Source organism: Rhodococcus sp. SBT000017, from assembly GCF_003688915.1.
Lineage (GTDB): Bacteria > Actinomycetota > Actinomycetes > Mycobacteriales > Mycobacteriaceae > Rhodococcoides.
This window is the reverse complement of record NZ_REFU01000001.1, coordinates 4,044,610-4,063,070: the sequence shown is the minus strand read 5'-3', so window position 1 is coordinate 4,063,070 and position 18,461 is coordinate 4,044,610. Positions and strand designations below refer to the sequence as shown.

The window sequence follows — 18,461 nt, the reverse complement described above, 5'->3', positions numbered from 1 at the left end:
GACACAGTTGCATCGCCGGTCATCGTTGGCCGGTTGATACCGCTCTGATGTTCATGATGGCGAAGCTCTCGCGACTGCCGGTCGATTCCGAGAGCGCGTACAGCCAATGGCCGTCCTGCAGCGCATCCGAGATCGCGTGCCGCACGATGGCTCCCCTGGAGTTCTGGTAGTCGATCGAGACGGGGGTGCCGCGCGCTGCGGCGTCGGTCAACAGATCCAGCTCCCGCGGCAGCAGCCTGCTGTGCGAATCCAGTGCAGACCGCACTCGTGCCTCGTCGACGGTTCCGCTGCCGCCGGCCAGCAGGAGCCGCGCGACTTCGCGTGGTTCGCGTCGGTGCCGTGCCGGGTGGACGGCACGATGCGTCGGTCGGGTATCCCCCGTACGGATCCGAGGTGCGCTGTCGAGTTGGAGTTGCCCGGTGTCGGAGTGCCGCACCGGGGAGTATCCGTGCCTGCGAAGCACGGCGATGGTGTCGATCGGCGTGGCCGAACTGACCAGGACGGTGGGAGCGAGGCGCTGGAACTGCAGTACGGCCAGGGACTCGTCGCTCTCGATGTTCGTCAGCAGGACGACGTCCTCGGAGACGATGGCGCAGGGGATCCTGCGCACGGCCAGCGCGCCGTAAGTGCGCCAGCAGTCTCGAATCGTGTAGCTCAGCGCCTGAGGCACGTCGGTGTCGGCCATCGCGGTCAACGCATCGATCAACTCCTCGCCGGTGCCGCCGGTGTCGAAGAAGCCTCGGATGGTCGTCGGGGTGAACCGCCAGACAGACGCCACCTCTCTGGACTCGGGCTGCGCGGACGCGCCGAGTATCGACGCCACTTCGGTACTGGGCGGTCCGGTCACCACCGCCGTGGAATCGGGCAACAGCCGAACGGAGAACGGAACCCACTCGGCCATGTCCTGCAACTGTGCGGCCAGTGCCGCACGGATTTCGCGAGGGTCGCCGTCTCGACCCGCGGGGAACTCGACGAGAGTGCGGCACAGATCGGTCGGTGCACCGTCGGCCAGTATCCCGAGCCGACTGGCCTCCAGCCACAGCGCGTGCACGTGACCGGGTCCGGCGCTCGTCGAGACGACGGGGATGTGCCAGCCCAAGTAGTGGGCGAACTCCTCGGGATCGTGCAGAGCAGTCACCGGCGAGTCGGCGTCCTCGTATCGGAGCAGAGCTGTCATCGCCGTCGCGCGCAGGTCGGCTGCAGCGGGGTCGTCGAGCATCTTCTTGAGCACGAGAACGGTTTTCTGCGACGCACGGGGCACTCGGTGGGTGGGCGTGAACGGCGAAGTCCACCACGCGGTCACCAGCGTGGCTGCCTGTTCGGCTCGGCTGCTCGTCCGCCATGTCTCGTAGGCCGAGGTCAACGCGACGCCGGTCTTCCCGCGTTCGGCCAGCAGCCCGGCTTCGCGTGCCAACATCAGCATCAACGCCGTGTCGTGTTCGTCGGCGAATCCCAGCCGGCTCGTCAGCGACCGAATCCCCTTGGCACTGATGCCACCGGTCTTCATCGTCGTCAGGCCGTCGGCGTCGACGGCCGTCAGCAACGCCTGCGTGTGTTCACAGAACTGCAGCAGGGCGATGGAACGGTTGCGCCGCACGTCGTCGTGTGAGAGCACGCGGGTGTCGAGTGTCGGAGGCGTGAGTTCGATGGGCAGACGCCACCCGTCCCCTCGCAGTGCGATGCTCACCTCCAACGGCATCTCGACGCGATGCCCGTCCAGTCGATACAACAACCCCCGCTCGAAGGCGGGCGTCCCCGCGCTCGGAGGAATATCGAAGATCAGTGACACCGGCTTGCCATCGACGAAGCGAGACAACATCTCTCGCATCTCCTCCGACCCGCCGTCGAACAGCGCCCTGATGCGTTCGGGCGTCATCGCAGCCGCAACGGCGTCTGCGCGCGCCCCTCGCTCGAGCGCCGGATCGATACCGAGGATCGACAGCACGGCCAGCCTGTCCTGCTCGACGGCGCAGTGCAGGAACAGCTTTCGTTGTCTACGAGCAAGTCCGAAGGGATGCGAGAACACCCCGGACAGATCGATCGGTGAATATTCGACGGTGCCGGTGCCGGGTGAAGAGTGCGGCCAGATCAATCCGTGGGCCGTCAGGGTCGTGAGAGCTGCATCGATGTGCGGCGTCTCGTTGATCGATCCCTCACTCGCCCAGTGCCCGATCTCGGCGCGGCTCAGATCGCCCATGAGCGCGAACAATTCGAGCAGAACGAGCGAGCCGCTGTCGAGTCGACGCGGCAGCATCGACACCCGAGCCGGTGCACCGAGCAGCTGCGCGAGCAAGCCGAACGAGCGCGGTGGCGGGTCGGTGGCCACGTCCGGCCGACGGTGCAGCAGATCGGTCAGTGCGTCCTCGTCGAGAGACGCCAGCCAGCCCTCGTACGTCCCGATACTGTCGGTCATCTCGCCCCCGGTGAAAGTTCTGGTCACTGTAACGACCGGCACCGACAGACTTATTTGTTCTTGGCTGCGGCTTTCGCTGCCTTCTTGAACTCGCGCACCTCGAGCAGCGATTTCTCGTCCACCACGTCGGCGATGGATCGACGCGCACCGTCGTCGCCGTACGCTCCGGCGGCCTTGCGCCACCCGTCGGGCGTGACGCCCATCTGCTTGCCGAGCAGTGCAAGAAAGATGCGAGCCTTCTGATCGCCGTAGCCGGGGAGGGCCTTGAGTCGCTTCAGCACTTCGGCACCGTCGGGATCGTCGCGAGTCCAGATCTCCTGCGGCTTCCCGTCGTAGTTCTCGACCAGGAATGCCGCGAGCCCCTGGATGCGCTTGGCCATCGAACCCGGGAACCGATGGACGGCCGGGGTCTGCGCGCACAGGGTCGCGAATTCCTCGGGATCGGCGTCGGCGACGGTGTCGACTTTCAGGTCGCCGAGACGGTCTACGAGCTTCTTCGGGCCAGCGAACGCCGATTCCATCGGCACCTGCTGATCGAGCAGCATGCCGATCAACAGTGCGAACGGATCCTCGGCGAGCAGTGCATCGGCCTCAGGATCGCCGACGAGGTGCAGTGTGCGAGACATGGCCTCGATCCTGCCACGCGCGTGTACTCGTGCGATCAGGTGATCGACACCAGTTGGGTGATGTCGTCGAAGGGCAGTGGGCCGTCGACGACGGCTCCGACGACGGCGCTGTTGAGGATGATCGATCCGCCGTGGTTGTCGAGGAAGGCGGTGTCGGATGCGTCGCGTCCGGTGGCGATGCGTACCAGGGTCGATCGAGGTGCGAGGCACGTCGCGTCCACCACTCGCCATTGGCCTTCGACGAATGCTTCGGCGACCGCGTGGAAGTCCATGGGATCGCAGCCCGGTGCGTACACCGCGACCAGGCGAGCGGGGACGTTGACCGCACGCAGCAGGGCCACCACGAGGTGGGTGTAATCGCGGCAGACTCCGGCACCGGCGAGGAGGGTGTCGACCGCGCCGTCGATGGGGTCGCTGCTGCCCGGCACGTAGCTCAGCCGCGCCCCGACCCAGGACGAGACCTCGGCGAGCAGTTTTTCGGACGGCGGGTAGGAACCGAATTCCGTTGCCGCGAAACCGAAGAACTTGTCCGCCTCGGAGTATCGACTGGGCCGCAGGTACAGCGAGAGGTCGTAATCGGAGACCGGTGCAGGCTCGGTGTTGCCGTAGATGGTCGCCGAGTACGACGCCTCGAGCTTGCCGACGTCGGCGTGAATCTTGTGGATGCGGGTGCCGTGAGCACCGCTGATCTCCTGCGCCTCGATCGGCTGACCGTCGAGTGTGAACGAGAGCGCTTCCCACACATCGGTTCCTGGATGAGGTGCGATTGCGATCTGGAACTCGAGGGTGCTGGCCTCGGTCACGTCGACATCGAGGTACGCAGAGACGTCACGTTTCATCGTGCCGATCCTGCCATCTTCGAGCCGTTCGCGCAGACTATGACTCGTCGGTGGGGCGATCGCCGGTCACCAGGAAGATGACTCGTTTGGCGACCTCGACGGTGTGGTCGGAGTATCGCTCGTAGAAGCGGCCGAGCAGCGTGATGTCCACTGCGGCCGGCACGCCGTGCGGCCAGTCGGGTGCAGAAGTCAGCATGAACAGGCTGCGGTGCAGTGCGTCCATTTCCTGATCCTGGATTCGCAGGTCGGCGGCGAGTTCGGCGTCCCGGGTTTCGAGTACGCGTTGCGTGGCCTCGGCCTGCGCGACGGCAACTCGACCCATTTGCTCGAACACGCCCTCGACCTCGGGTGGTAGGACGTGCGCGGGGTGGCGACGACGGGCCAGTTCGGCGATGTGCACGGCCAGGCCGCCCATTCGCTGTAGATCGGCGACGATGTTGATTCCGGAGACGACGCGTCGTAGATCGTGGGCAACGGGTGCCTGCAGGGCCAGGAAGCCGAACGCTCCGTGCTCCCACTCGACGGCGAGGATGTCGATCTCTTCGCGGTACTCGATGGTCTGCTCGGCCAGGACGATGTCGGCGGTCAGCAAGGCTCGGGTGGCGTCGACCATTGCTTTTTCGGCAATCTTCGACATATCGGACAGGTTCGACGCCAACGTATCGAGTGTCTCGGTGTAAACGTCCCGCATGTACTACTCACCCCTACCGAATCGGCCCACGACGCGGGGCCTGTAGGTCTGTTACCCCCGAATGCATCCTTCTACACCAGGTCGGCACTGTGGGAGCCTTTGTCGCATGAACATTGTGAAGTCGGTCATGCTGTTCGCGGTGGCAGCCGTGTTCGAGATAGGTGGGGCATGGCTGGTGTGGCAGGGGATCCGCGAGCATCGCGGGTGGCTCTGGGCGGGAGCGGGCGTGATCGCCCTCGGGGCCTACGGTTTCGTGGCGACGCTGCAGCCCGACGCCAATTTCGGTCGGATCCTGGCGGCATACGGCGGTGTGTTCGTTGCGGGATCACTGCTGTGGGCGATGGTGGCCGACGGCTTCCGGCCCGATCGCTGGGACATCGCCGGATCGTCGATCGCGCTGATCGGCGTCGCGGTGATCATGTACGGCCCGCGCTGAGCTGCGCGGGCCGTACATGATCGAGGTGTTGCCGATTCAGCAGTTGGACGGTGCGGGCACTCCGTAGAAGCGGTCCTTGATCCAGTTCTGCGCCTCGCCGAGTCCGAGGATGTCCGGAATCAGATGTCCGGCACCGGAACCCGGGACGATGGCCGGAATCTGCGCGGCGCTCAGCTGCACGGTGGCACCCTTGCCGCACCAGTCACCGGCCAGGCCGACGGCCTGTCCGTGAGGCACGATGTCGTCGGAGGTGCCGGACTGGATCAGCACCGGAGCGTTGGGCGTGCGCTGGCCGATCTTGTTCTTGGCCAGGATCTCCTGAGCCCTCGGCAGCCTGTCGAGTACCACCGAGAGCGGCTCACCGGTCTTGGTGTATTCGTTCGTGCGGTGCAGCCCGACGTTCAGAATCGTTTCTCCCACACACTGGTTCGCCACCAGGTTCAGCATGGCCTTGCCTGCGTCGTTGATGTTCTCGTCGAGCAGCGGCTGGAGATCGGGATCGGAGTTGAGCAGACCGTTCAGGGTGTAGCCGATCACGCCGGTGAGAATGGTGCCGTCGACCTGCTCGAGGGTCTGCTTCAGATCGGCAGGTGGGGCGCCCGCGTATGTGCCGACCAGGTTCATCTCCGGTGCGTACTCCTCTGCGAGTTCCGCTGCAGCAGCCGCTGCTCCACCGCCCTGCGAGTAGCCGTACGCCGCGACCGGACCGTCCGCGGAGATCTTGGTGCCCTGCAGGTTCTGCGCTGCGCGGGCCGCGTCGAGCACAGCGTGAGCTTCCGATGCGCGGTTGACGTAGGTGTGCGCACCGGGGGTACCGAGGCCCTCGTAGTCGGTGATGACGACGCCGTATCCCTGCGAGAGCAGGGCGTATGCCGCGAGCACCTCGTACTCGACCATGAAGCCGAGCGGCGGGGTGTAGGTGATGACGTTGTTGAGCATCTTCGACGGCGCGCACTGATCGCCCTGACCCTGGGTTCCCGGGGCGAGGACGACGAGCGGACGCGGGCCGGGCCCGGTCCACGGCGCCGCAGGATCGATGTAGGTTCCCGTGACGGCATTCGCTGCGCCGTTTGAATCGTTGCTGCGGTACATGATTCGCGTTGCGGCACCCGGCAGAGGGCCACCGATCCCGGGGACCGACAGAGCGAGATGCGACGGCTCGGACCGGATCACGTCACCCGGGGAGCCTGCGGGCAGCGGGCTCGGCGGTACGTAGAAGTCGGATTCGACGGTCGAACCCGTCGACGATCCAGAGCCCGGGGCTGCAGATGCGATCGGATTGGCCATACCGATGAGCACTGCGGATACCGCCACTGCCGAAAAAATGACACGTGTCGAACGCAACTCGAATCCCCCAACGTCGATCCCCAGCTCCCGAGTACGCGATACATCGGGTAGCACTCAATTCCGTTAGGGACCCTACGTGATCGATCGCACAACGCAAAGGGTTTCGTGACGTGGACCCTGTTCGCTCAGCGGCGGCGACGGTGCAGCGCCGCTTTGGCCACGTCGACCTCGGCGTCGGTGAAGGGTCGGCCCGGCAGCTCGGCGAGAGGGACTCCGTCCCCGCGGAGACCGTCGAGCAGCACGGTGAAGTAGCGACGCCAGTTCTGCGCATCGACGGAAGTGGAGAACTCGACAGCGGAACCGATCATGCCGAGTATCGGATAGAAGTCGTTGACCTCGATGTCGGGCCGTAGCTGGCCGGACGCCCGAGTCCGATCGACGATCTTCGCGAAGAACGGATCTATCCGCTGACGCACTTGTGCGATTCCGTGGCAGCCCTGATCGGACCCGAGAACGACGTCTCCGAGTCCCAGATCGAGTGCCATTCCCGCGCACACATCGCCGAGGAACTGCACCAGCCCGTCCCATGGATCCTCGGCCGCGAGTGCACGCTCGGCGTTCTCGAGCATGTCCACGAGACGCTGCTCGAACACGCCGTCGATCAGCTCTTCCTTGCACGAGAAGCGGCGATAGACGGTTCCGACGCCCACCTTGGCGTGCGCAGCGACGTCGTCGAGCGTGATGTCGATGCCCCGTGAGGCGAACAGCTCGCGGGCCGCGTCGACGATGCGTCGACGGTTGCGCTCGGCGTCCGCACGGAGGGGCTTCGCTGCCGATGTGTCGGCTCTCACACTCATTCGATGTCCGTTTCACCCGATAAGCGGAGGACATTCCTCCACTTCGCTGCTACCTTGTTCTACAACCGGAGGATACACCTCCGCATAGTCGAACCGAGGACTCATGACCACCCTTTCATCGGAGAACGTGGGCGACGCGACGTCGACCACGCCGGCGGACGAACGTGCGCATCGGAATCGCTGGCTGATTCTCGCCACGCTCGGACTGGCCCAGCTCATGGTCGTGCTCGACGCGACCATCGTGAACATCGCGCTGCCCGCAGCCCAGCTCGACCTGGGCTTCGACAATGCCAACCGCTCCTGGATCGTCACCGCCTACGCCCTCGCGTTCGGCAGCCTGCTGCTGCTCGGCGGGCGGCTCAGCGACCTCTTCGGTCGCCGCAACACCTTCCTCATCGGTCTCGTCGGCTTCGCGCTGATGTCGGCGGTCGGCGGCGCGGCCGTCAACTTCGGCATGCTCGTCGCTGCCCGAGCCGGTCAAGGCCTGTTCGGCGCACTGCTCGCTCCCGCGGCCCTCTCGCTCCTGGCCACCACCTTCACCGACACCAAGGAACGCGCCAAGGCATTCGGCATCTTCGGTGCCATCGCAGGCGGCGGCGGTGCACTCGGCCTACTTCTCGGCGGCGTGCTCACCGAATGGGCGAACTGGCGCTGGAGCCTCTACGTCAACCTGATCTTCGCGGCGATCGCCTTCGTCGGCGGATTCCTGTTCCTGGCCAAGCACAAGGTGGACGTCCGGCCCAAGCTCGACATCCCCGGCACCCTGGCAGTATCGGCTGCACTGTTCTCCATCGTCTACGGCTTCGCACACGCCGAGTCCGACGGCTGGAGCAACGCAGTCACCCTCGGCTTCCTCGCCGCAGGTGTCGTTCTGCTCGCAGTGTTCGTGACCATCCAGATGCGCGTCGAGCACCCGTTGCTGCCGCTGCGGATCGTTCTCGACCGCACCCGTGCAGGATCGTTCCTGGCCGTGTTCGTCACCGGAGCCGGCATGTTCGCGGTGTTCCTGTTCCTGACCTACTACCTGCAGAACACGCTGAAGTACACACCCATCACAACCGGGTTCGCGTTCATGCCGATGATCGCGTCACTGATCCTCACCGCGACGCTGTCGACGGCGCTGATCCTCCCCCGCTTCGGACCGCGCATTCTGATGACGACCGGCCTGGTCGTCGCTTCGATCGGCATGGCGCTGCTGACGCAGATCTCCATCGACAGCAGCTACGTCACGCACATCCTGCCCGGCCTGGTCATCATGGGCCTCGGACTCGGTGCCACCATGGCCCCAGCGATGCAGGGCGCGATCTCGGGCGTCGACCCGGACGACTCCGGCGTCGCGTCGGCAACTGTGAACACGATGCAGCAGGTCGGCGGCTCGATCGGCACTGCGCTGCTGAGCACCGTGGCCGCCAACGCGGCGACCGGCTACGTCAGCTCCAACCTGGCGACGGCAACCGATGCGGCCTTGCTGCAGGCCAACGCGGAGATCGCCAGCTACACCACCACGTTCTGGTGGGCGTCGGGAATCTTCCTGCTCGGCGCAGCGCTCTCGGCCTTGCTTCTGAAGAACGGACCGTTGCCTTCGGCTCCCGAAGGTGCGGTTGTCGTCGGGCACTGAGTGCCTACGGCAGTGGTGTGGTTATGCGCCCCCTGAGGCACATAACCACACCACTAGCCTTCGAGCAGCTTCTCGGTCGCGGCCAGCAACACGCAGGTCGCGACGCCGTCCATCGACTTCTCCAGCTCACCGAGCGACGGGAAGCTCGGGGCGAGGCGAATGTTCTTGTCTTCCGGATCTTTTCCGTACGGGAAGGCCGAGCCGGCGGCCGTCAGCGCAATTCCGGCGTCCTTGGCCAGCGCGATCGACCGTGCGGCCGTGCCCTCGAGCACGTCGAGGCTGATGAAGTAGCCGCCCTTCGGTTCGGTCCAGGACGCGATCTTCGACGCACCGAGCCGGTCTTCGAGAATCTGCTGCACCAGGGCGAACTTGGGCTTGAGGATCTCGCGATGCTTGGCCATGTGCGCCCGCACGCCCTCGGCATCACCGAAGAAGCGCAGGTGCCGCAGCTGATTCAGCTTGTCCGGTCCGATGCTCTTCTTGCCGAGGTGCTTCTGGTACCAAGCGAGGTTCTCCTCGGAGCTGCCGAAGAAGCTGACGCCCGCACCGGCGAACGTCACCTTCGACGTCGACGCGAACACGAACGCACGATTGGGGAAACCCGCCTCGGAAGCCATGCCGATGACGTCGTACGACGGCGCAAATTCCTCGGTCAGTGGATGCACCGCGTAGGCGTTGTCCCAGAAGAGTCGGAAGTCGGGGGCAGCAGTAGGCATGGTGGCCAACGCGCTCACTACTTCTTCGGAGTAGACGGCACCGGTGGGATTCGCGTAGTTGGGCACCACCCACATGCCTTTGATCTGCGGATCCGACGCCACCAAGTTGGCGATCTCGTGCACGTCCGGACCGTCGGGACCCATCGGAACCGGGATCATCTCGATGCCGAAGCTCTCGGTGATCGCGAAGTGCCGGTCGTAGCCGGGGGCCGGGCAGAGGAAGCGAACGTTCGGTTCGGCCGACCAGGCGCGCGGGGAATCCGGCAGACCGTGCAGCAGCGCCCAGACCACCAGGTCCTGCATGATCTCGAGGCTCGCATTGTTGCCGGCGAGCAAGTTCTTCACCGGGATGCCGAGCAGTTCACCGAAGATGGCGCGCAGTTCCGGCAGGCCTGCGAGGCCGCCGTAGTTGCGGCAATCGGTGCCGTTGCCGTCCTTGTAGTCCGCTCCGGGGAGCGTCAACAGCTCGGCGGCGAGATCGAGCTGCTCGGGGGACGGCTTGCCGCGAGTGAGATCGAGCTTCAGGCTCTCGGACTTGAGCTGCGTGTACTTCGCGCTCTGCCGCTCGTGCTCGGAGGCGAGCTCCTCATGGTTCATCAGACCCAACTGGGTTTGCGCTGGCATGCGGAGCGGCCTCTCGGTGACTGGGTTCCCCGGACAATTCAGATGTCGCTGAAAATAAAGGGGACCCCGCGCACCCGGCAGAGCCCATTGACCCTTGCTGCCTTCCGGCCCTGGGGGAGTTCACAGGATGCGCGCCGCGCGGGATCCATTGGAAAGTGTAGCCGCCTCCCGTCGGGCAACACATCACCACCCTTCGCGCCTCCCGATTTGGGAGATGTTGGGGGTAACCGGGTAAGCTCCCCCACGGAGGATTCGCCTAGTGGCCTATGGCGCTCGCCTGGAACGCGGGTTGGGTTAACGCCCTCAGGGGTTCAAATCCCCTATCCTCCGCCAGAGAAGCCCCCGTGACATGTCACGGGGGCTTCTTGCTGTTCGAGGGTGTTGCCATTCGCCCGCCGGCCCGATCGCCCGCCCTGGTTCGGGCGCCCACCCCGTTCGCGTCAATGGACCACTGCACCGGTCAGACGTATGCAGTGGTCCATCCACCCAGTTCGCGTCTCCGCGTCGATGTCACATTGACGCGGCCAGACGTATGCAGTGGTCCATTGACGCGGGGCGGCAGCGGACTATCGAGCCGACCAACCACCGTCCATGGTGTATGACGCTCCGGTGACCATGCCGGCGTTCTCGGAGGTCAACCAACCCACCAGTGAGGCGACTTCGGCGGGTTCGACGAGTCTCTTGATGGCGGCCTCGGTCAGCAGGACTTTTTCGAGTACTTCGCCCTCGGGGATGTCGTGTGCCTTGGCTTGGTCGGCGATCTGCTTTTCGACCAGCGGCGTTCGGACGTATCCCGGGTTGACGCAGTTGCTCGTCACACCGTGGGCGGCACCTTCGAGGGCCGTCACTTTCGACAGTCCTTCCAGTGCATGCTTCGCGGTGACATAGGCGACCTTGAATTCCGACGCCCGCAGACCGTGCACCGAAGACAGATTGATGACCCGGCCGAACCGGCGGGCATACATCCCAGGCAGCGCCGCTCGGATGAGCAGGAACGGAGCCTCGACCATCAGCGTCTGAATCCTGCGGAACGCGCCCGGGTCGAAGTCGACGATCGGTGCCACCGTTTGAATGCCCGCATTGTTGACCAGGATGTCGACGTCCAGGCGAAGGTCGTCCAGCGCGGTGGTGTCGAGCAGATCCACCGACCAGACGTCACCGCCGATCTCCGACGCCAATTCCTTTGCGGCAACGTCGTTCACATCGGCGACGGTGACGCGTGCACCACGGCCGGCGAGCTCGCGTGCACACGCGGCCCCGATCCCGGACGCTCCACCGGTGACGAGGGCGGAGCGTCCGTCGAGGTCGGTCACCGCTGTGAATTCTGATCGAGCAGACCGGCCTTGGCCAGCTCGGCTTCGGTGGCCAGGTTCTTGGCGTCGGCGATATCGATGCTTTCGAGCGCCAATCCTTTTGTTTCTCTTGCGATAACGACGGCAACCACGGTGATCGCGCAGGCCACGGCCAGGTATACCGCGATCGGGACGGACGAGCCGTAGACGTCGAGCAGCTTGACCGCGATGATCGGGGCCAGTGAACCGGCGACGATCGAGGTGACCTGGTAGCCGAGGGACACACCGGAGTACCGCATCCGCGTCGGGAACATCTCGGCCATGATGGCCGGCTGCGTGGCGTACATGAAGGCGTGGAACATCAGGCCGATGATGATGGCCAGCATGATGACGACGTTGTGGCCGCTGTTCATCATCGGGAAGGCGAAGAAGCCCCAGGTGGCCGCGGTGATGGCTCCGGCGAAGTAGACCGGGCGACGTCCGACGCGGTCGGCGAGCTTGCCCACCACCGGAATTGTGCAGAAGTGGATTGCGTGGGCGATCAGCATCCACCACAGGATCGTGGAGGTGTCGGTACCCACCTCGACCGACAGATACGTGATGGAGAAGGTGACGACGAGGTAGTACATGACGTTCTCACCGAAGCGCAGTCCCATGGCGGTGAAGACGCCCCGCGGGTAGCGCTTGACGACCTCGAAGACGCCGTACGACGCAGCCTTGATGACCTCGGCCTGCTTGTGTGCCTCGAGGAAGATCGGGGCGTCGGAGACCTTGGTGCGGATGTAGTAGCCGACGAAGACGATGACCGCGGAGAGCCAGAACGCGACTCGCCAGCCCCAGCTGAGGAAGGCCTCGTCGGACAGGGTGGTCGTCAGCACCAGCAGCGCGACGGTGGCGAGCAGGTTGCCTGCGGGCACGCCTGCCTGCGGCCAACTGGCCCAGAATCCGCGGGACTTGTTCGGGCTGTGTTCTGCGACGAGGAGAACCGCGCCACCCCATTCGCCGCCGACGGCGAAGCCCTGGATGAATCGCAGGGTCACCAGTAGTGCCGGTGCCCAGTAGCCGATCGCCCCGAAGGTCGGCAGGCAGCCCATGAGGAACGTGGCTCCACCGACGAGGACGAGGCTGAACTGCAGCAACTTCTTTCGGCCGTACTTGTCGCCGTAGTGACCGAAGACGATGCCGCCCAACGGCCGTGCGACGAACCCGACGGCGTAGGTGACGAAGGCCGCGAGGATGGCGTCGAGCTCACTGGTTCCGGCGGCGAAGAAGATCTTGCTGAACACCAGGGTGGCGGCGGTTCCGTAGAGGAAGAACTCGTACCACTCGACGATGGTGCCTGCCATCGATGCCCCGACTACCTTCTTGAGGCCTGCGGGGGTGGCATCGGGGTCCGGTTCGGACCGTCCTGCCAGCGGCTGATCGACGCTCATTGACTCTCCTGTGTTACTCGGCACTTCAGGTTCTTGTTTGTGACAGACCACACATTGGCGGGTCGCTCTGAGTATTGGTGCAGATGTTTGTCGACGCAAGAGCCATGAACGCAGGTCGGATCTGCAAAACTGCAGACATGACACTCGGTGGCGCGAAGATCCCCAGTGCAGACGACCTACTGGTGCTCCTCGCTGTGAGCCGAACCGGTCGCTACAGTTCTGCGGCCGACGACCTGGGCATCAACCACACGACCATTTCTCGACGCATCGCCGCGCTCGAGGACACGCTCGGCGGGCGAGTGCTGACCCGAGCAGGCGGAGGCTGGGAGCTCACGCAACTGGGCCGCGGCGCATTGACCGCTGCCGAAGCCGTCGAGGATGCGCTGCGCACGCTGGTCTCGACCGACGCCGGTGCGTTGGAGGGTGTGGTGCGCATTTCGGCGACCGACGGCTTCAGTGCCTACATCGCGGCCCCGGCAGCGGCGCGGGTGCAGCGAACGCATCCTCGGGTGTCGGTGGAGATCGTCGCCGTCACCCGGCGTGCGTCGCAGCAGCGATCGGGCTTGGACATCGAGATCGTCGTCGGCCAACCGCAGGTGCACCGCGCCGAGGCCATCCGGCTCGGCGACTATCTACTCGGCCTCTACGCATCCGAGGACTACTTGAAGGAACACGGAACGCCCCAGGTGCCGGCCGACCTCTCCGCACACCCGTTCATCTATTTCATCGACTCCATGTTGCACGTCGACGATCTGGATCTGGCCCCCAACTTCACCCCGACGATGCGCGAATCGGTCACCTCCACCAACGTCTTCGTCCACGTCGAGGCCACTCGCGCCTCGGCGGGCATCGGACTGCTGCCGTGCTTCATGGCCGACCGCCACCCCGACCTACAAAGAGTCCTGCCCGACGCCATAGCGGTGAAACTGACCTACTGGCTCGTCACCCGGACCGAAACACTTCGACGGCCGGAGGTGTCGGCGGTGGTCGACGCCATCCGGGCCGTCGTCACCGATCAGCGCTCGGCACTGCTGGGTGAGAAATGAATCGAACCGAACCTACGCCCGACAAGGAGAGTCCCCTGATGTCCGACATCGACTTCTATTTCGATCCGGTGTGCCCGTTCGCCTGGATGACCAGCAAATGGGTTCGCAAGGTCCAGGCCCAGCGCGACTACACCGTCGACTGGCGGTTCATCTCACTGCGGCTGCTCAATTCCCACATCGACTACGACGCGCACTTCCCTCCCGAGTACGAGGCCGGCCACACCGCAGGTCTACGACTGTTGCGGGCCGCTGTCTCGGTTCGTCGTGAGCACGGGTCGGCCGCAATCGGGCCGCTGTACCAGGCCCTCGGCAAGCGCATCTTCGACGCCGAGGTCGTCCCCGACGACGCTGCGAGTCACGGCTATCGCGGCACCGCAGAATTCCTGGGCCCGATCCTCGAAGAACTCGGGCTGCCCACCCATCACACTGCAGCGCTGGAGGATTCATCGCTCGACGAGGAGATCCAGGCCGAAACCGATCATGCGCTCTCACTGACCGGCAAGGACGTCGGCACCCCCATCATTGCCTTCGAGCCGCCGGACGGTGTCGCGTTCTTCGGGCCGGTGATCAGCCGACTGCCCAGCGACGAAGAAGCAGTACCGCTGTGGGACAACGTGATCGGGCTTGCGCGCTTCCCCGGATTCGCCGAGATGAAGCGCAGCCTGCGTGAGCTCCCCCAGCTGAAGGCGCTCGGTGTGCAGGAGGACGAAGCCGGCGTGCAACAGGACTGGCACGGCGGGAGCCGACGCCAGAAGAAGTGACTCCTCAGCGCGGCTCCTGTGAACGCGTTGGAATGAGCGCACGCGGTCGCGGGTTCCGTGAGCACAGACATCGAAGACAGGAGCACGTATGAGTTCATCGACGTTCGTCGACGGCATCGAGGTCATGTGGCGACCGGGTTGCCCGTTTTGCATGAGGCTGCGTAGCGGGTTGAGCAAGCGCGGGATAGCCACGACCGACATCGACATCTGGACGGAACCCGATGCCGCTGCGCGGGTCCGCGCTGCGACCGGGGGCGACGAAACAGTGCCGACAGTCTTCATCGGAGGCAGCGCGCTCGTGAACCCGAGTGTCAAGCAGGTCATTGCCGCACTCGAGAGTGAATTGCCCGATCGGGTGGACGAGTTGGTACCGCCGCGACAGGACACCGGAAAATGGCGCGCGATGTTCGGCTTCGGTAAGCGGGCAACGTCGTGAACAGCATGTCGGCGTGGGTGGGCGAGCACAGGATTGCACAGTCGGAAGACATCGTGATGGTGGAGGGCAATGCCTACTTTCCCATCGGTGCGGTACACGACGGCGTTCTCACCTCGACGGCGTCGAAGTCACTGTGCGTGTGGAAGGGGATGGCCAGCTACTTCGACGTCACGGTCGAGGGGGCTGCGCTGAAGAACGCAGCATTCGAGTACCGCCACCCCTCCCCGTTGGCGCGCCGAATCAAGGGTCGTGTCGCGTTCTGGAACGGAGTGTCAGTCCGGAAGGACTGATCCGAGGCGTACCTGGATGTGGCCACCGCGCACGGACGCCGAACGAACTTCTGCCAGCTGGTGATCCATCGTCGTCCACGGATGGGCGTCGATGTCGGCTCCGCCGAGCCTGCACGCCAGGCGAGCGAGCGGAGTCCAGACCGCCGCTGCGCCGGTGGGCTTCTGCATATCCACGACGGCGACGTAGCCGCCTGGCCGCGTCGCCGAGATCATTGCGTTCAGCGCCGACTCCCATTCCGCCATCAGGGACAGCGCGTAGGTGGCGATCGCAGCGTCGAACCGTCGCTCGTCACCCAGCTCGTCGGCATCCACGGTGGTGGCGTCGGCCTCGATCAGCGTGACGTTGGACCAGCCTTCGGAATCGGCGCGGCGACGGGCCTGACCGAGCATCTGCGCGCTGGCGTCGACGCCGGTGATGGACCCGCTCGGCCCGATCTGCTGCTGCAGCAAGGAGAAGTTGAGTCCTGTTCCGCACCCGATGTCGAGTACGTGACTTCCAGGCGGGAGGGAGAGCTGATCGATTGCGGCCGCCCGTCCTGCGCGGTAGACCGGCCATTCGAAGGAGATCACGTCGTACAGCTGGGCCGACGCGGTGTATGGGGTGGGTCGTTTCATCGGGGGTGTCCGTTCCAGGTCGGGTTCGGTGTCGAATCGGTCGAACCGGGCACACTCGTGCCTGTGGAAACATCGAGCGTCACTTTTGGAACACTGCTTACCAGTCGAAGGGTTCCCTGAAACGTGCATGATTCCGAGCCCGCCGACATGACCGACGCGCAGGCGCATGGATTTCGCCTGTACGTCGAACCTGAGATCGAGGTTCTCCTTCGGGTGGCGACAACCCTGACCGGCCCCTCCGACGCCCAGGATCTGGTTCAGGAAACACTGGTGCGCGCCTGGCGCAGCGTCGACAGATTCGACGGTCGCCACCCGCGCGCGTGGCTGCTGACCATTCTGCGCAACACCAACATGAACATGCACCGGCGTCGCCGCCCGGACACCGTCGCCGACTTCGCCGACTTCGTCTCCACACGGCCCGCATTCGGGGTCGATCCACCGGGAACAGAGGAGCACGTGATGACGTCGATCCTCTCCGACGATCTCGAGCGGGCTGTCCAATCGTTGGCCCCGAAGTTTCGAACAGTCCTCCTCCTGGTCGACGTCGACCAACTCACTTACAGCGAGGCCGCGGACCTCCTGGGAGTCCCCGTCGGCACGGTGATGTCACGACTGAGCCGTGCACGGGAACGAGTACGACGTCATCTTCGGCCCATGTTCGTCGCTGCTACCGGAAAGGCACACCCATGATCAGATCCGCACGGATGGTGTTGACGTGCCATTGGTCGGCGCGGCGGATACAGCGTTACCTCGACGCCGACCCGGCCGCACCACTGGGCACCGACGAGATCCGACGTCTCGAAGCCCACCTGGCGGTATGTGAGAAATGCCGCGCCGCGGAGCTGGAGTTCAAGCAGATCAGCGCCGCCCTCTCGCGGTGGACCGTCGACACGATGCCCGATGAGGACAGCGTCCAGCACATTCGACGCTTCATGGACCGACTGACGGGTGAGAACACATGAAAGCACGCAAGGCAGAAAACCGAGAGTGGCCCGCGACGGCCGATCTCGTGGTCGTGGGCGGCGGCACCGCAGGCATCGTCGCGGCGAAGACCGCAGCCGGGTTCGGGATCGACGTTGTGTTGATCGAACGCGAACGAACCGGCGGTGACTGCCTGTGGACCGGCTGCGTTCCGTCGAAAGCGCTGATCGCGGCAGCCTCGGCCGCTGCCACAGCCAGGTCCGCGCACCACCTCGGCGTCGATGTGGGCGAGATGCGGGTCGACTTCCCGCGAGTGATGGCCCACGTGCACCGCTCCATCGAGGAGATCGCACCCATCGATTCGCCCGAAGCCCTCACCGCCGCCGGCGTCAACGTCGTACACGGTGATGCGATCTTCACTGGTGCAGACACCGTGACCGTCGATTCCCGGCCCATCCAATTCCTCCAAGCGGTCATCACCACAGGCGCTCGTCCGACCGTCCCCCCGATCACCGGTATCGACGCCGTCGATTACCTCACCAGCGAGACGCTGTGGGACCTGACAGCGTTGCCGCAGCGCCTGCTCGTCATCGGCGCGGGAAACATCGGCTGCGAAATGGCGCAGGCCTTCGCCCGCTTGGGCTCGAAGGTCACCCTGGTGGGCCGCGCCGAGACCATCTTGCCCAAGGAGGACGAGTCGGCCTCCTCGGTGCTCGCGGCCGCCCTCGGTGCGGACGGAGTGACGGTGCTCACCTCCACCGAGGTCGTCGACATCGACTCTCGTTGCGCACGTACTGATTCCGGACGCGTAATCGAGTTCGATCAGGTTCTTCTCGCGACCGGACGCACCCCGCGTACCGACACTTTGGGGCTAGACGCTGCGGGGGTCGCTGTGGACGGCCGTGGCTACGTCACCGTCGACGACCATCTGACCACCAGCAACCCGCGAATCTGGGCCGCAGGCGATCTGACCGGTCATCCTCACTTCACCCACACTGCCGGGATGCACGGCTCGCTGGCTGCGAGCAATGCTGTCCTCGGACTGCCACGCAAGGTCGACACGACGGGCACTCCGCGCGTCACCTTCACCGATCCCGAGATTGCCTCTGCCGGAATCGATGTGCGGACGGCACGGCGCATTCCCGGTCTGAGGTTGCAGACGCTCGACCACGACGACATCGATCGAGCCGTCACCGAGAACAGGACCGAGGGCTCGACGACGCTGGTGCTCGACGCCAAACACCGCATCGTCGGTGCATGTGTGGTGGGCCCGAGGGCCGGCGAGACCATCGGAGAGCTCGTCCTCGCCGTCAAGCACGGAATGCGCACCCGCGATCTCGCTGCGGCAACGCATCCGTACCCTACGTACAACGACGGGCCATGGAATGCCGCCATCGCCGACGTTCGTGCGCAACTCGGAACGCCTGCCGTGTCCCTCGCCCTGTCCACCCTCGCGAGGATGAGGTCGGTATGGATTCGGCGACGCAAAAGTATAGACGAGCAACAGAATTGACCGACTGCCGGCCGGAAGTGACTCCGGCGGGCAGAAGGGGACGTTCG

General features: G+C 65.0%; 19 protein-coding genes, 1 tRNA gene and 1 other RNA gene. 10 read left to right on the top strand and 11 right to left on the bottom strand.

Features of this window, described 5'->3' with window-relative positions; genetic code table 11:
* Positions 1 to 19: 19 nt before the first annotated feature.
* The 4 genes from AYK61_RS19135 to phoU are packed head-to-tail and all read right to left on the bottom strand — an operon-like array spanning position 20 to position 4,569.
* The gene (locus AYK61_RS19135) at positions 20 to 2,413 is read right to left on the bottom strand and encodes a helicase-associated domain-containing protein (protein ID WP_121871981.1); all 2,394 of its coding nucleotides are present in this window, start codon (positions 2,411 to 2,413) and stop codon (positions 20 to 22) included.
* Positions 2,414 to 2,463: 50 nt separating this feature from the next.
* Positions 2,464 to 3,039, bottom strand: a complete 576-nt coding sequence (locus tag AYK61_RS19130) for an HhH-GPD-type base excision DNA repair protein (protein ID WP_094635704.1) — start codon at positions 3,037 to 3,039, stop codon at positions 2,464 to 2,466.
* Positions 3,040 to 3,074: 35 nt separating this feature from the next.
* Entirely contained in the window at positions 3,075 to 3,878 is an 804-nt protein-coding gene (locus AYK61_RS19125) for a transglutaminase family protein (protein WP_052049483.1), read from the bottom strand.
* A gap of 37 nt (positions 3,879 to 3,915) precedes the next feature.
* Positions 3,916 to 4,569, bottom strand: a complete 654-nt coding sequence (gene phoU / locus AYK61_RS19120) for a phosphate signaling complex protein PhoU (RefSeq protein WP_121871980.1) — start codon at positions 4,567 to 4,569, stop codon at positions 3,916 to 3,918.
* A 106-nt stretch (positions 4,570 to 4,675) separates the two neighbouring features.
* Here phoU and AYK61_RS19115 point away from each other — a divergent pair, with 106 nt between their 5' ends.
* Entirely contained in the window at positions 4,676 to 5,005 is a 330-nt protein-coding gene (locus AYK61_RS19115) for a YnfA family protein (protein WP_094612013.1), read from the top strand.
* Positions 5,006 to 5,041: 36 nt separating this feature from the next.
* On the opposite strand, the gene AYK61_RS19110 is transcribed toward AYK61_RS19115, so the two are convergent.
* Together AYK61_RS19110 and AYK61_RS19105 are read right to left on the bottom strand one after the other, a co-directional pair.
* A complete protein-coding gene (locus tag AYK61_RS19110; protein ID WP_121872906.1) occupies positions 5,042 to 6,292 on the bottom strand; it encodes a lipase family protein in 1,251 nt (416 codons plus the stop codon).
* A 185-nt stretch (positions 6,293 to 6,477) separates the two neighbouring features.
* On the bottom strand, positions 6,478 to 7,149 hold the full coding sequence (locus AYK61_RS19105; RefSeq protein ID WP_121871979.1) for a TetR/AcrR family transcriptional regulator: 672 nt from the start codon (positions 7,147 to 7,149) through the stop codon (positions 6,478 to 6,480).
* A gap of 103 nt (positions 7,150 to 7,252) precedes the next feature.
* On the opposite strand from AYK61_RS19105, the gene AYK61_RS19100 reads away from it, so the two are divergent.
* Complete coding sequence (locus AYK61_RS19100; protein ID WP_121871978.1) at positions 7,253 to 8,767, top strand: MFS transporter; 1,515 nt, start codon at positions 7,253 to 7,255, stop codon at positions 8,765 to 8,767.
* A 53-nt stretch (positions 8,768 to 8,820) separates the two neighbouring features.
* On the opposite strand, the gene AYK61_RS19095 is transcribed toward AYK61_RS19100, so the two are convergent.
* Complete coding sequence (locus tag AYK61_RS19095; RefSeq protein ID WP_121871977.1) at positions 8,821 to 10,107, bottom strand: aminotransferase class I/II-fold pyridoxal phosphate-dependent enzyme; 1,287 nt, start codon at positions 10,105 to 10,107, stop codon at positions 8,821 to 8,823.
* Between the two features lie 55 nt (positions 10,108 to 10,162).
* An RNA gene (gene ffs, locus AYK61_RS19090) (signal recognition particle sRNA small type) lies at positions 10,163 to 10,257 on the bottom strand.
* Between the two features lie 95 nt (positions 10,258 to 10,352).
* Here ffs and AYK61_RS19085 point away from each other — a divergent pair.
* Positions 10,353 to 10,440 (top strand) — tRNA-Ser (locus tag AYK61_RS19085).
* 233 nt (positions 10,441 to 10,673) lie between these two features.
* Here the strand turns inward: AYK61_RS19085 and AYK61_RS19080 are convergent.
* Positions 10,674 to 11,420: a 3-hydroxybutyrate dehydrogenase gene (locus AYK61_RS19080; RefSeq protein WP_121871976.1), complete on the bottom strand. Its 747-nt coding sequence runs from the start codon at positions 11,418 to 11,420 to the stop codon at positions 10,674 to 10,676.
* Positions 11,417 to 12,832: an MFS transporter gene (locus AYK61_RS19075; RefSeq protein ID WP_121871975.1), complete on the bottom strand. Its 1,416-nt coding sequence runs from the start codon at positions 12,830 to 12,832 to the stop codon at positions 11,417 to 11,419. The genes AYK61_RS19080 and AYK61_RS19075 overlap by 4 nt, the downstream gene beginning before the upstream one ends.
* Before the next feature lie 137 nt (positions 12,833 to 12,969).
* On the opposite strand from AYK61_RS19075, the gene AYK61_RS19070 reads away from it, so the two are divergent.
* The 4 genes from AYK61_RS19070 to AYK61_RS19055 all read left to right on the top strand — a co-directional run bounded on the left by AYK61_RS19070 (position 12,970) and on the right by AYK61_RS19055 (position 15,365).
* A complete protein-coding gene (locus tag AYK61_RS19070; RefSeq protein ID WP_183130357.1) occupies positions 12,970 to 13,878 on the top strand; it encodes a LysR family transcriptional regulator in 909 nt (302 codons plus the stop codon).
* A gap of 38 nt (positions 13,879 to 13,916) precedes the next feature.
* Positions 13,917 to 14,639, top strand: coding sequence for a hypothetical protein (locus AYK61_RS19065; RefSeq protein WP_121872905.1), 723 nt, complete (start codon positions 13,917 to 13,919; stop codon positions 14,637 to 14,639).
* Between the two features lie 88 nt (positions 14,640 to 14,727).
* Entirely contained in the window at positions 14,728 to 15,075 is a 348-nt protein-coding gene (locus AYK61_RS19060) for a glutaredoxin domain-containing protein (protein ID WP_121871973.1), read from the top strand.
* A gap of 5 nt (positions 15,076 to 15,080) precedes the next feature.
* Positions 15,081 to 15,365: a DUF427 domain-containing protein gene (locus AYK61_RS19055; protein WP_121872904.1), complete on the top strand. Its 285-nt coding sequence runs from the start codon at positions 15,081 to 15,083 to the stop codon at positions 15,363 to 15,365.
* Here AYK61_RS19055 and AYK61_RS19050 read toward each other — a convergent pair.
* On the bottom strand, positions 15,348 to 15,980 hold the full coding sequence (locus AYK61_RS19050) for a class I SAM-dependent methyltransferase (RefSeq protein WP_121871972.1): 633 nt from the start codon (positions 15,978 to 15,980) through the stop codon (positions 15,348 to 15,350). The two genes, AYK61_RS19055 and AYK61_RS19050, sit on opposite strands and share 18 nt — an antisense overlap.
* 123 nt (positions 15,981 to 16,103) lie before the next feature.
* Between AYK61_RS19050 and AYK61_RS19045 the strand changes: the two genes are divergently transcribed.
* Genes AYK61_RS19045 through AYK61_RS19035 form a run of 3 tightly spaced genes read left to right on the top strand, consistent with a single transcriptional unit; the run spans position 16,104 to position 18,414 of the window.
* Entirely contained in the window at positions 16,104 to 16,670 is a 567-nt protein-coding gene (locus AYK61_RS19045) for an RNA polymerase sigma factor (protein WP_220709129.1), read from the top strand.
* Complete coding sequence (locus tag AYK61_RS19040) at positions 16,667 to 16,942, top strand: zf-HC2 domain-containing protein (RefSeq protein WP_121871971.1); 276 nt, start codon at positions 16,667 to 16,669, stop codon at positions 16,940 to 16,942. The genes AYK61_RS19045 and AYK61_RS19040 overlap by 4 nt, the downstream gene beginning before the upstream one ends.
* Positions 16,939 to 18,414 (top strand): NAD(P)/FAD-dependent oxidoreductase, encoded by a 1,476-nt coding sequence (locus tag AYK61_RS19035; protein WP_183130356.1) that lies wholly within the window; start codon positions 16,939 to 16,941, stop codon positions 18,412 to 18,414. The genes AYK61_RS19040 and AYK61_RS19035 overlap by 4 nt, the downstream gene beginning before the upstream one ends.
* Positions 18,415 to 18,461: the final 47 nt, after the last annotated feature.

Coding starts and splice junctions, on each gene's coding strand:
- AYK61_RS19135 (WP_121871981.1), bottom strand. CDS start 2,413: ATGACCGACAGTATCGGGACGTACGAGGGCTGGCTGGCGTCTCTCGAC.
- AYK61_RS19130 (WP_094635704.1), bottom strand. CDS start 3,039: ATGTCTCGCACACTGCACCTCGTCGGCGATCCTGAGGCCGATGCACTG.
- AYK61_RS19125 (WP_052049483.1), bottom strand. CDS start 3,878: ATGAAACGTGACGTCTCTGCGTACCTCGATGTCGACGTGACCGAGGCC.
- phoU (WP_121871980.1), bottom strand. CDS start 4,569: ATGCGGGACGTTTACACCGAGACACTCGATACGTTGGCGTCGAACCTG.
- AYK61_RS19115 (WP_094612013.1), top strand. CDS start 4,676: ATGAACATTGTGAAGTCGGTCATGCTGTTCGCGGTGGCAGCCGTGTTC.
- AYK61_RS19110 (WP_121872906.1), bottom strand. CDS start 6,292: ATGGCCAATCCGATCGCATCTGCAGCCCCGGGCTCTGGATCGTCGACG.
- AYK61_RS19105 (WP_121871979.1), bottom strand. CDS start 7,149: ATGAGTGTGAGAGCCGACACATCGGCAGCGAAGCCCCTCCGTGCGGAC.
- AYK61_RS19100 (WP_121871978.1), top strand. CDS start 7,253: ATGACCACCCTTTCATCGGAGAACGTGGGCGACGCGACGTCGACCACG.
- AYK61_RS19095 (WP_121871977.1), bottom strand. CDS start 10,107: ATGCCAGCGCAAACCCAGTTGGGTCTGATGAACCATGAGGAGCTCGCC.
- AYK61_RS19075 (WP_121871975.1), bottom strand. CDS start 12,832: ATGAGCGTCGATCAGCCGCTGGCAGGACGGTCCGAACCGGACCCCGAT.
- AYK61_RS19070 (WP_183130357.1), top strand. CDS start 12,970: ATGACACTCGGTGGCGCGAAGATCCCCAGTGCAGACGACCTACTGGTG.
- AYK61_RS19065 (WP_121872905.1), top strand. CDS start 13,917: ATGTCCGACATCGACTTCTATTTCGATCCGGTGTGCCCGTTCGCCTGG.
- AYK61_RS19060 (WP_121871973.1), top strand. CDS start 14,728: ATGAGTTCATCGACGTTCGTCGACGGCATCGAGGTCATGTGGCGACCG.
- AYK61_RS19055 (WP_121872904.1), top strand. CDS start 15,081: ATGTCGGCGTGGGTGGGCGAGCACAGGATTGCACAGTCGGAAGACATC.
- AYK61_RS19050 (WP_121871972.1), bottom strand. CDS start 15,980: ATGAAACGACCCACCCCATACACCGCGTCGGCCCAGCTGTACGACGTG.
- AYK61_RS19040 (WP_121871971.1), top strand. CDS start 16,667: ATGATCAGATCCGCACGGATGGTGTTGACGTGCCATTGGTCGGCGCGG.
- AYK61_RS19035 (WP_183130356.1), top strand. CDS start 16,939: ATGAAAGCACGCAAGGCAGAAAACCGAGAGTGGCCCGCGACGGCCGAT.